The 10409-nt window shown below is 69.6% G+C and carries 11 protein-coding genes; 6 read left to right on the top strand and 5 right to left on the bottom strand.

From position 1 onward, the window contains the following. Nucleotides 1–26 precede the first annotated feature (26 nt). Nucleotides 27–920 (top strand): TOMM precursor leader peptide-binding protein, encoded by an 894-nt coding sequence (locus EQ874_RS07250; RefSeq protein WP_129976384.1) that lies wholly within the window; start codon nt 27–29, stop codon nt 918–920. Further along, on the top strand, nt 917–2242 hold the full coding sequence (locus EQ874_RS07255; protein ID WP_064064819.1) for an AarF/ABC1/UbiB kinase family protein: 1326 nt from the start codon (nt 917–919) through the stop codon (nt 2240–2242). The genes EQ874_RS07250 and EQ874_RS07255 overlap by 4 nt, the downstream gene beginning before the upstream one ends. 19 nt (nt 2243–2261) lie before the next feature. On the opposite strand, the gene EQ874_RS07260 is transcribed toward EQ874_RS07255, so the two are convergent. Continuing rightward, the gene (locus tag EQ874_RS07260) at nt 2262–2636 is read right to left on the bottom strand and encodes a WhiB family transcriptional regulator (RefSeq protein WP_277986176.1); all 375 of its coding nucleotides are present in this window, start codon (nt 2634–2636) and stop codon (nt 2262–2264) included. Between the two features lie 435 nt (nt 2637–3071). Here EQ874_RS07260 and EQ874_RS07265 point away from each other — a divergent pair, with 435 nt between their 5' ends. Further along, a complete protein-coding gene (locus tag EQ874_RS07265; protein ID WP_026002999.1) occupies nt 3072–3431 on the top strand; it encodes a VOC family protein in 360 nt (119 codons plus the stop codon). Nucleotides 3432–3450: 19 nt separating this feature from the next. On the opposite strand, the gene EQ874_RS07270 is transcribed toward EQ874_RS07265, so the two are convergent. Next, on the bottom strand, nt 3451–5583 hold the full coding sequence (locus tag EQ874_RS07270) for an ATP-dependent DNA helicase UvrD2 (protein WP_129976385.1): 2133 nt from the start codon (nt 5581–5583) through the stop codon (nt 3451–3453). Between the two features lie 121 nt (nt 5584–5704). Between EQ874_RS07270 and EQ874_RS07275 the strand changes: the two genes are divergently transcribed. Beyond that, the gene (locus EQ874_RS07275) at nt 5705–5959 is read left to right on the top strand and encodes a mycoredoxin (RefSeq protein ID WP_016934060.1); all 255 of its coding nucleotides are present in this window, start codon (nt 5705–5707) and stop codon (nt 5957–5959) included. 69 nt (nt 5960–6028) lie between these two features. Here the strand turns inward: EQ874_RS07275 and nudC are convergent, their stop codons facing one another. Together nudC and EQ874_RS07285 are read right to left on the bottom strand one after the other, a co-directional pair. Continuing rightward, nucleotides 6029–6928 (bottom strand): NAD(+) diphosphatase, encoded by a 900-nt coding sequence (gene nudC, locus EQ874_RS07280; protein ID WP_129976386.1) that lies wholly within the window; start codon nt 6926–6928, stop codon nt 6029–6031. 9 nt (nt 6929–6937) lie between these two features. Continuing rightward, nucleotides 6938–8026 (bottom strand): potassium channel family protein, encoded by a 1089-nt coding sequence (locus tag EQ874_RS07285; protein WP_016934058.1) that lies wholly within the window; start codon nt 8024–8026, stop codon nt 6938–6940. Nucleotides 8027–8147: 121 nt separating this feature from the next. Here EQ874_RS07285 and EQ874_RS07290 point away from each other — a divergent pair, with 121 nt between their 5' ends. Next, entirely contained in the window at nt 8148–8537 is a 390-nt protein-coding gene (locus EQ874_RS07290; protein WP_129976387.1) for a hypothetical protein, read from the top strand. A gap of 52 nt (nt 8538–8589) precedes the next feature. After that, nucleotides 8590–9654 carry an NAD-dependent epimerase/dehydratase family protein gene (locus EQ874_RS07295; RefSeq protein WP_129976388.1) on the top strand — a complete coding sequence of 355 codons (1065 nt, stop codon included), beginning with the start codon at nt 8590–8592 and terminating at the stop codon, nt 9652–9654. Nucleotides 9655–9720: 66 nt separating this feature from the next. On the opposite strand, the gene EQ874_RS07300 is transcribed toward EQ874_RS07295, so the two are convergent. After that, nucleotides 9721–10404 (bottom strand): alpha/beta hydrolase, encoded by a 684-nt coding sequence (locus EQ874_RS07300; protein ID WP_064064824.1) that lies wholly within the window; start codon nt 10402–10404, stop codon nt 9721–9723. Nucleotides 10405–10409: the final 5 nt, after the last annotated feature.

Genomic DNA, 10409 nt, shown 5'->3' on the forward strand with positions numbered 1-10409 from the left:
GGCGCGGGCGCTGTCAGGCTGTCTCCATGATCACCGCACCGCGTGAGACGACCACGACCCCCGCACCGCCGGAGCGGGCGGTTCTCCGGGTCGATCCGGAACTGGCCGTGCTCGAACGGTCCGACGGCTCGATCCAGCTCGGCTGGGGTCCCGACACCGCGACGGTCGTCGTTCCACCCGAGGGCATGGACAGCTTCGACCTCGGCATTCTCGTCCGGCTGCTCGACGGGCGCCTCACGCTCGACGAGGTGCTGGACGCTGCCGCGCTGCGCGGTCTCCCGTCCGGACCGGTCCGGCAGGTTCTCGACGAACTTGCCGCGACGGGCACCGTCCACCGGATCCCGGCGCCCGCGGCCGGTTCCACGCGTCCGCGTCGGGTGCGGGTGCACGGCTCGGGTCCGCTCGCCGCGGCGATCGTCGAGGATCTTCCGGTGTGGGAGGTGCGGTGGGTGCGGTCGACGTCCGGTGACGAACCGCAGGGATCCGCCGACTGTGTCGTACTCGCCGACCGTCAGGTACCCGATCCCCACCTCGTGAGGACCCTCGTCCGCGCCCGTGTCCCACATCTCGTGGTGCGGATCCGGGACGGACGCGGCGTCGTGGGCCCGTTCGTGCTGCCCGGGCGGAGCAGTTGTCTGCGCTGCGCCGATCTCGTACGGACCGACCTCGATCCGTCCTGGCCGCGGTTGGCGAGCCAACTGTACGGACGGCAGGGTCACGCCGGCCGCGCCGTGACCTCGGCGACCGCCGCGATGGCCGTCGGGCAGGTCGAGGCGTTCCTCTCCGGCGACCCCTCCGTCACTCCGGCAGTCGACCGCACACTCGAACTCGACCTGCGAACCCACCGCATCGTCACGCGGCGATGGGTCCGTCATCCCCACTGCGACTGCTCGGCCATCGCTCCGGCCGGTCAGGCATGATGGGGGGCGTGCCAGACATCCCTCGCAGAAGCTCGTCCCGCACTGCCAAGCTCGCGAGCATCCCCTTGGGAATCGCCGGGCGCGCCGCCGTCGGCTTCGGTCGTCGGCTCGCCGGCGGCGATCGGGAGGAGATCGACGCCGAGATGACAGCGAAGGCCGCTGAGCAATTGTTCAGCGTGCTCGGTGAGCTCAAGGGCGGTGCCATGAAGTTCGGGCAGGCCCTGAGCGTGATGGAGGCCGCCGTCCCGGAGGAGTTCGCCGAACCGTACCGGGAGGCGTTGACCAAGCTCCAGGCCGAGGCCCCTCCCCTGCCCGCCCGAGCCGTGCACCGCGTGCTCGACCAGCAGCTCGGCACCAAGTGGCGCGAGCGTTTCGAATCGTTCGACGACGTGCCCGTCGCCTCCGCGAGCATCGGCCAGGTACACCGGGCCGTGTGGTCGGACGGTCGCGAGGTCGCGGTAAAGGTCCAGTACCCGGGTGCCGACGAGGCTCTGCGCGCCGACATGCGCACGCTGTCCCGGTTCGCCGGATTGTTCGCCACGATGATGCCGGGTGCCGATGTGCGCGCGCTGCTCGACGAGTTGTCCGCACGCACGGAGGAAGAACTCGACTACCGGATCGAAGCCGACAACCAGCGGGCCTTCGCGAAGGCCTTCGCCGGCGACGAGAAGTTCGTCGTCCCGCGCGTCGTCGCCAGTGCACCGAAGGTCGTTGTGACCGAATGGCTTTCGGCCACACCACTGTCGGTGATCATCGCGGGTGGTACGCGCGAGCAGCGCAACCGCGCCGGCGCGCTGCTCGCGGAGTTCCATTTCTGTTCGCCCGCCCGCGCCGGCCTGCTCCACAGCGACCCGCATCCGGGCAACTTCATGCTTCTCGACGACGGCCGCCTCGGGGTCATCGACTTCGGCGCGACCGCGGCGATGCCCGACGGGTTCCCTCCGGTGCTCGGTCGAATGGTCCGGCTCGCCCTCGACGAACGTTTCGACGAGCTCACCCGACTCCTCTACGACAACAAGTTCGTTCTGCCCGGCCGTACGGTCACCGACGAGGAGATCGCCGACTACCTGCGGCCGTTCACCGATCCGATCCACACCGAGTCGTTCCACTTCACCCGCGCGTGGCTGCAGCGAGTGGCGGGAACAGCCACGGACTTCTCGAGTTCCACCTTCAGGACGGCCCGGACGCTGAACCTGCCGCCCGAGTACGTGAGCGTGTTCCGGGTGCTGCTGGGATCGGTCGGCATCTGCGCTCAGCTCGACGCCGAGGCGCCGTACATGCGCATCCTGAGCGAATGGCTACCCGGCTTCGCCGTGGAGTGACGAAGCCGGGCAACCGGATTCACGCACAAACCAGTTCCTTGCGGGAGTCGGGCACCGGATGTTTCCGTGGCCGGCCCCGCGGCCGCTTGCGTGCGACGACGACACCGCGGTCGATGATCTCCCCGCCCCACACGCCCCACGGTTCCTCCCGCTCGAGAGCGGCATCGAGGCACTGGGCCCGCACCGGGCAGCCCGCGCACAGCGTCTTGGCGTACTCGAGTTCCGCCGGGGTCTCGGCGAACCACAGGTCGGGATCGTTGTCGCGGCACGGGAGATCGGTACCGCTGTGATACGGCAGATCCGTACCGCCGTGACACGGCAGGAGGGTGTCGGTACGACGCATCTCGTCTCCTTCCGTTCGGTTCGACAGGCTCGGCAGGTTGTCGCTCGGCACGTGAGCTCCTTCGTCGGTTCGTGAAAATACGATGCGAACCCGGCCCGAAAACGAGAAAGGCCACGGTCCGCTGGGCGGGGTCCGTGGCCTGGAGGAAACGAAAGGTCTACGGGGAGATACTTCCCGATCGACTTCCGACCACGGACGAGACGGCAGCGGCGTACACACGACGGCGTGCACGCGGCGCGGCTGCCACTGCGAGAGCCACAGATGTGGCAGTGCGGGTGACAGCGGCGGCCACAGCGACACGAGGGGCCGCTGCCGCTGCCGGAGCGTCGAAGCCGAGCATCGGGGCCACCTCACTTTCGCGTCGCGCACGGGCCGTCTCCCGTGACATCGTCATCCAGCCTAGATTCGCGGGCACGATCGGCACAAGTGATTTTCTACCTGCGGTTTCGTGTCGCTCATCCGGTCTCGGGACTACAGTCGGACAGCATGTCCCTCGCGACCACGAGATTCCTGCCCGTGCTCGACTGCCCGGACCCGCGCGGGCTCGCCGACTTCTATCGCCGGTTGCTGGGATGGACGATCACCGACGACAGGGAGGATTGGGTCGAACTCACCCGGGACGACTCGACCGCCATCGCGTTCCAGCGCGACCCCGACTTCACACCGCGTCACTGGCCGGCCGACGGGGTGCATGCCCATCTCGACTTCCACGTACCCGACCTCGACGAGGCCGAACGTCTCGTCCTCGGTCTCGACGCACTGCGCGCCGACGACGGGTCGAGCACGAGCACGTTCCGGGTGTTCCGCGACCCGGCCGGACACTATTTCTGCCTGTGCGCCGGCTGATTTCGGACGACGACAGGGGTCAGAGATCGAGGATGTCGACCGTGCGCTCGCCCCGCACGAGTGCGAGCACGTCGGCGCCGTACTGTTCGAGTTTCTTCGCGCCGATCCCCGGGATGGCGACCAGCGCGCGGTCGTCGCGCGGTTGCTGCTCGGCGATCGCGACGAGAGTGTTGTCGCTGAAGACGACGTAGGCCGGCACCTTCATCTCCTTCGACCGTTCCCGACGCCATTCCTTGAGCGCGACGAGCAGGTTCTCGTCGAGGTCGGACGGGCAGGCCTCACAGCGGCCGAGCATGGTCGAGGTGGTGCCCATCAGCGGCTTGCCGCAGACGCGGCACTGTGGGCGCTTCTTCCGGGGGGACGCCGGTTCGGCGATCTTCGACGCGGGTGAGCTGTCGGGGATGAGCCCGTGCAGGAAACGCGAACGCCGGCGCGACCGGCGTCCGCCTGCAGTGCGGGACAACGCCCACGACAGCTGCAGGTGCACGCGGGCGCGGGTGACGCCGACGTAGAGAAGCCGACGCTCCTCCTCGATACCGGCCTCGTCCGGAGGGGTGTCCTTGTCGCCCGTGACGTGGGTGATGGGCAGGGTGCCGTCGGTGAGTCCGACGAGGAAGACGGCGTCCCATTCGAGGCCCTTCGCCGCGTGCAACGACGCGAGCGTGACGCCCTGGACCGTCGGCGGCTGCCGCGCCTCGGCACGGGCCGCGAGATCGCGCAGCAGGCCCTGGAGGTCGAGTTCCGGTTCGTGCTCGAGCAGTTCCTCGGTGAGCTGCACGAGCGCGACGAGCGACGCCCATCGTTCGCGTGCCTGGGTGCCCACCGGCTCGGTGTCGGTCAGGCCGAGCGGCACCAAGGTGGCCCGCACGAGGCTGAGCAGCCCGGCACCGCGGCCGGCGTCCTCCGGGAGATCGTCGCGCGCACCCGCCTGGCGCAGGGCGTTGACGGCCTGCCGGACCTCCGCGCGGTTGAAGAAACCCTCACCACCGCGCACCTGGTACGGGATACCGGCCTGGGTGAAGGCCTGCTCGTAGGCCTCGGACTGGGCGTTGATGCGGTAGAGCACCGCGATCTCGGCAGCGGGCACCCCCTTGCCCATCAGCTTGGCGACAGCCTTCGCCACTGCCTGCGCCTCGGCCGGCTCGTCGTCGAACTCGGCGAAGGTCGGCTCCGGACCGGGCGGACGCTGACCGACGAGCTCGAGGCGTGTTCCGGCGATGCGACCCCGTGCGGCACCGATCACGCGGTTGGCGAGGTCGACCACCTCCGGGGTGGATCGGTAGTCGCGTTCGAGGCGCACAACGGTGGCGTCGGGGAACCGGCGGGAGAAGTCGAGCAGGTGCTTCGGGGTGGCGCCGGTGAACGAGTAGATGGTCTGGTTGGCGTCGCCGACCACCGTGAGATCGTCGCGGTCGCCGAGCCACGCGTCGAGGACACGCTGCTGCAGTGGCGTGACGTCCTGGTATTCGTCGACGACGAAGCAGCGGTAGCGGTCGCGGAACTCCTCCGCCACCGTGAGGTTGTTCTCGAGGGCGGCGGCGGTGTGCAGGAGCAGGTCGTCGAAATCGAGGTACATTCCGTCGCCCGACCGGTTCTTGAGCTGCTCGTAGGTGTCGTACACGCGGGCGACCCGCTCGGGATCGGCAGGCGGGGCGCGGTGGGCGCGGGCGGCCGCGGCGGGATAGTCCTCGGGTGCGACGAGTGTGCCCTTGGACCATTCGATCTCCGACAGCAGGTCGCGCACGGTGTCGGTGTCGGTCGGGAAACCGCAGCGGTGCGCCGCCTGTGAGACGGCCGCGAACTTGCGGTCGAGCAACTGCCACGGCGTGTCGCCGACGACCTGCGGCCAGAAATACCGCAGCTGCCGCAGCGCGGCCGCGTGGAAGGTGCGTGCCTGCACCTGGGTGCCGTCGCCGCCGATACCGAGGGCCCGCAGACGTGAGCGCATCTCCCCTGCCGCACGGGCGGTGAAAGTGACGGCGAGGACCTGGCTCGCCGAGACGTGCCCGGCGGAGACGAGGTGCGCGATGCGTCGGGTGATGGTGCGGGTCTTGCCGGTGCCGGCACCGGCGAGCACACAGACCGGTCCTCGTGGGGCGAGTACTGCTGCCGCCTGCTCGGGATCGAGACCCTCCACCACATCCGCACACATGGCCTCCATCATGACAGTGGCCGCCGACAGTGCAGGCCACCGGTGACGCCGAGTGCGTGGTGCGGATCACACCTGACCCCGGTCGCGGAACATGCCCGGCCGCTGTGGTGTTCTCGAAGACATGACGACCACCGATGCACCCGCCCTCACCGTCTACTCCACCACCTGGTGCGGTTACTGCAGGCGGCTGAAGACCCAGCTCGACCAGAACGGCATCGCGTACACCGAGGTCGACATCGAATCGGATCCGGCCGCCGCGGAGTTCGTCGGCAGCGTCAACAACGGCAACCACGTGGTGCCCACCGTCAAGTTCGCCGACGGCAGCACCGCCACCAACCCGTCGCTCGCCGAGGTCCAGCGCGCTCTGGGGCTGTAGGTTCTCGTCGCTCGTCCACGGAGCCGGTCGCGTTCACCGCGGCCGGCTCCTCTCATCGCCGAACCCCGGTCATTCCTTGGCCCAGCCCTCGAGCATCCCGCGCGCGATCGAGATCGAGCCGGGCAACAGCAGCGGGGCGTCGTCGGCCGAGGCCCAGTCGCCCGTCGCCAGTGCCGCGCGGACCTCCTCGCGCGTGAACCACCGCGCTTCGCCGATCTCGCCGTCGCGGAAGTCCAGGGCCTGCTCGGGATCGGCGATCGCCGCGAATCCCAGCATGAGCGACCGGGGGAACGGCCAGGGCTGACTGCCGAGATACCGCACGTCGCGCACCTCGACGCCGACCTCTTCCCGGATCTCCCGGACCACACATGATTCGAGGGACTCGCCGGCTTCGACGAAACCGGCGAGGACGGAGAAACGCCGTTCGGGCCACACCGGCTGCCGGGCGAGCAGGACACGGTCGTGCCCGTCGTGCACGAGGCAGATGATCGCCGGATCCGTGCGGGGGAACTCCTGGTGCCCGGTGTCGGTGCTGATCCGCGACCAGCCGGACATCGTCGGGCGGGTGGGCGAGCCGTCGACCGCGCTGTAGCCGGCGTTGTCGTGCCAGTTCAGCAAGGCGACCGCGCTGACCAGCAGGTCGGCATCGGCATCGTCGAGGTGCTCGCCGACACGCCGCAGGTCGGTCACCGTACCCGTCTGGGCGAGGACCCGGGTGGCCCAGACGTGGCGTCCGTCGCGGATGCCGAGGAAGATCGCGCCGGCGACCGGTTCGGGGCCGAGTTCGGACGCCTCACCGAACACGAGCGCGCCGTCGGACACACGGACCTGGTTCCGCCGGTCGACCCGCAGGAGCTTCGCGTCGGCCCATCCGGTGCGCAGGGCATCCTCGTCCGACCGCAGTTCCTCCGCCCGGTCGACGACGGTACGGGAGAGCAGCGGGGTACCCGACAGAGCGAAACCGGTCACACCAGCACCCTAGCCACGCATGGCGCCCGGCGGTGAACCCACCAGCCGGATGTAGAGCAGTTTGTCGCTCGCTTCGAGCGCGTCGACCTCGGGCGAACCGATCCGCCACATCCGCCCGTCGCGGACGACGGCGAGAACGATGTCCTTCAGATGCCGGGGGGATCCCCCCACCTCGCCGGGCTCGACGTCGCGTTCGGTGATGGCGAATCCCGCTTCCGGTGTGAGCAGGTCCTCGATCATCTCGACGACGTTCGGCGTGGTCGTGGCGATACCGAGCAGGCGACCCGCCGTCTCCGACGAGATGACCACCGAGTCGGCACCCGACTGACGCAGCAGGTGGGTGTTCTCCGACTCGCGGATGGCGGCGACGATCTTCGCGCGCGGGGCGATCTCGCGGGCGCTGAGGGTCACCAGCACCGCGGTGTCGTCGCGGTTCGCGGCGACGATCACCGCCGACGCGTGCTGCACGCCGGCGAGTCGGAGCACATCGGACTTCGTCGCCGAACCCTGAACCGTCACGAGGCCCTGCCCGGCGGCGGACTCGAGAACCACCGGATCGGTGTCGACCACGACGATCTCGGACGGGGGGACCCCGTCGCCGAGCATGGCGTCGACCGCTGTACGGCCCTTGGTGCCGTAACCGATGACGACGGTGTGATTACGCACGCGGCGCCTCCAACGCTGGATCTTGAATGCTTGACGGGAACTCTCGGTCAGTGCCGACAGAGTGGTACCGACCAGCACGATGAGGAAGAACACCCGGAGCGGCGTGATCAGCAGGATGTTGATCAGGCGTGCTTCGGGGGTGAAGGGGGTGACATCGCCGTAGCCGGTGGTCGAGAGCGAGACCGTGGCGTAGTAGACGCAGTCCAGCAGGGACAGTTCGTTGTCCTGGGAGTCGATGTACCCGTCCCGATCGAGGTAGACGACGACGACCGCGAGGAACAGCGCCGCGAACGCATAGCCGATGCGACGGGCGATCGCGAGTCCGGGACTGGTTTGCTCCTGGGGTACGCGCAGCACACCGACGAGCGCGAAGTCGGGGCGCTCGGTGAGTTGATCGGAGCGGCTGAACCGCGCACGCAACCTCCCGGGCATCGCGGTGTCCCACCTTCCTGCTGTCGGCCTCCACTGGCGGCCACCCTCGGTCGTCGCGGTACCGAACGGACTGCGCCCGATACCGGATCGCAGCGTACCGCCGCGCGCTAGTGTGGCACGCATGTCCACGAACGCGGCGCAGCGCTCTGCGATCCGGCTGTCAGGTCTTCTTCTCGGCGTCGGCATCCTGCACTTCGTGCGACCGGAACTCTTCGACGGCATCGTGCCGCGCGCCCTCCCGGGTGATGCCCGCACCTACACCTACGCCTCCGGGGTGGCGGAGATCGCCGTCGCCGGCGCGCTCGCCGCCCCCCGCACCCGTCGTCTCGGTGGTTCCCTGGCCGCGGCGTTGTTCCTCGCGGTCTTCCCCGCCAACCTGCAGATGGCCGCGACGTGGTTGCGCAGCCCGAAGCTCTCCCCTGCCGCCAAGGCCCTGTCCCTCGCCCGGCTGCCGCTGCAGATCCCGCTCGTCACCGAAGCGCTGAAGGTCCGCCGCACCTCGGCTCGCTGAGCGATCGACCGTTCGCGGTGATTGAGGCCACAGCGAGCGGGTATGCGTCGGTATGGACACCGGACGTGGTCTGAAGGTGGTCGTCGTCGGCGCGACCGGCAATCTGGGAACCGGCATCGTCGAGGCGCTCGGCAGGGAACCCGCCGTCGCGGAGATCGTGGGCGTCGCACGACGGCCGACGGAGTGGACCGCGCCCAAGGCGACCTTCACGGTCGCCGACACGTCCACCGACGACTTCCGTCCGATCGTGCGGGGCGCCGACGCGGTGATCCATCTGGCGTGGCTGTTCCAGCCCACCCACCGCCCGGAGGTGACCTGGAAGAACAACGTGCTCGGCGCGATCTCGGTGTTCGAGGCGGCGGCCGCCGAGAAGGTTCCCGCCCTGATCTACTCGTCGTCGGTGGCCGCCTATTCGCCCGGACGGTCGACGGATCGTGTCACCGAGGACTGGCCCACGCACGGGTGGCCGGGCGCCGCCTATCCGCGCGAGAAGTCGTATCTGGAGCGCTGTCTCGACACCCTCGAGTTACGGGCGCCGGAGATGCGCATCGTGCGGATGCGGCCCTACTTCATCTTCAAGCGCGAATCGGCGACCTCGCAGCGGCGCCTGTTCGTCGGTCCCCTGCTGCCGGGGAATCTGCTGCGTAGCGGACTGCTGCCCGCGATGCCGCTGGTCGAGGATCTGCGGGCCCAGGTGTTGCACACGAGCGATGTGGCCGATGCCTTCGTCCGTGCGACGGTCCGGCCGGTCCGCGGCGCGTTCAACCTTGCGACGGAACCGCCGGTGGACGGCGCGTTCCTGGCGGAGATGTTCTCCGCCAGGAAGATTGCGGTGCCGCGTGCGGCCCTCCGCGCGGCGGTGCGGGCGGCGTGGCACGCGCACCTCGTCCCGGCCTCCCCCGGTCTGCTCGACACCGTGCTGCAACTTCCGCTGCTCGACAGCACCCGCGCCCGCACCGAATTGGGCTGGGAACCGCGGTATTCGCCGCCCGAGATCCTCGAGGAGTTCCTGTCGGGCCTGCGGGAGGGAGCCGGGATGCCCACGGCTCCACTGGCCCCCGACACCGCCGGGCGCCGGGCGCACGAAGTGGCCACCGGGGTGGGACAGCGCCCCTGAGCCCGAACGGGTTCGGGCCGTGCCCCCCCGAGCTCGAACGGGTTCGGGCAGCGCTCCCGAGGCTCGTCACCGCGACGACAACAGGATCTTCGCAAGTTCGGCCGGTCGCGCCAGCGCCGGCAGGTGGCCGCTGTCGACGAGTTCGGGTTCGACACCGAGGCGTTCGCGCGACAGGCGCGTCACCAGCGGCAGCGGCAGAAGTCTGTCGTGCCGCCCGGCGACCACACGCACGGGCACGCCCGGCCACCGATCGGCGTTCCAGGCCGGCTCGAAGGCCGCATCGGCAGGCGCTGATGCCTCGTGGGTGAACGCGTCGGCGACGACGTCGTCGGGCACATCGTGGAAGAACAACTCGCGCAGATCCATCGGGGCATCGGGATCGCGACCCGCAGCGACGTCCTGTTCACGCCTCGCTTCCTCGTGCCCGACGTTCCCCCACCAGCTGCCCGGCGACTCGCCGGGCGCCGGGATCATCGGCGCGACGAGGACGAGTTCGTCGACGATGCACCGCTCGGCGACGAGCACCGCCGTGAAGGCCGACATCGACTGGGCCACCACCACCAGCGGGGGCGGCACGTTCCGAATCGCCCCGACGACGACATCGGCGTAGTCGTACTGGCCCGCCGACCCGTCCGCATAGGGCAGGTCGACCGCGATCGTGCGGTGCCCGTGACGTTCGAGCAACGGGATCACCCGATGCCAGTACCACGGGTCGGATCCGGCTCCGGGGAGCAGCACGAAGGTCGCCACAGTTC

Origin of the sequence: Rhodococcus sp. Q1 (assembly GCF_004153645.1) — a bacterium.
GTDB classification, from domain to species: domain Bacteria; phylum Actinomycetota; class Actinomycetes; order Mycobacteriales; family Mycobacteriaceae; genus Rhodococcus; species Rhodococcus gordoniae.

What these genes read in the sequence shown, in the direction of transcription:
- EQ874_RS07250 (WP_129976384.1), top strand. Translation starts at nt 27, where the DNA reads ATGATCACCGCACCGCGTGAGACGACCACGACCCCCGCACCGCCGGAG.
- EQ874_RS07255 (WP_064064819.1), top strand. Translation starts at nt 917, where the DNA reads ATGATGGGGGGCGTGCCAGACATCCCTCGCAGAAGCTCGTCCCGCACT.
- EQ874_RS07265 (WP_026002999.1), top strand. Translation starts at nt 3,072, where the DNA reads ATGTCCCTCGCGACCACGAGATTCCTGCCCGTGCTCGACTGCCCGGAC.
- EQ874_RS07270 (WP_129976385.1), bottom strand. Translation starts at nt 5,583, where the DNA reads ATGTGTGCGGATGTGGTGGAGGGTCTCGATCCCGAGCAGGCGGCAGCA.
- EQ874_RS07275 (WP_016934060.1), top strand. Translation starts at nt 5,705, where the DNA reads ATGACGACCACCGATGCACCCGCCCTCACCGTCTACTCCACCACCTGG.
- EQ874_RS07285 (WP_016934058.1), bottom strand. Translation starts at nt 8,026, where the DNA reads ATGCCCGGGAGGTTGCGTGCGCGGTTCAGCCGCTCCGATCAACTCACC.
- EQ874_RS07290 (WP_129976387.1), top strand. Translation starts at nt 8,148, where the DNA reads ATGTCCACGAACGCGGCGCAGCGCTCTGCGATCCGGCTGTCAGGTCTT.
- EQ874_RS07295 (WP_129976388.1), top strand. Translation starts at nt 8,590, where the DNA reads ATGGACACCGGACGTGGTCTGAAGGTGGTCGTCGTCGGCGCGACCGGC.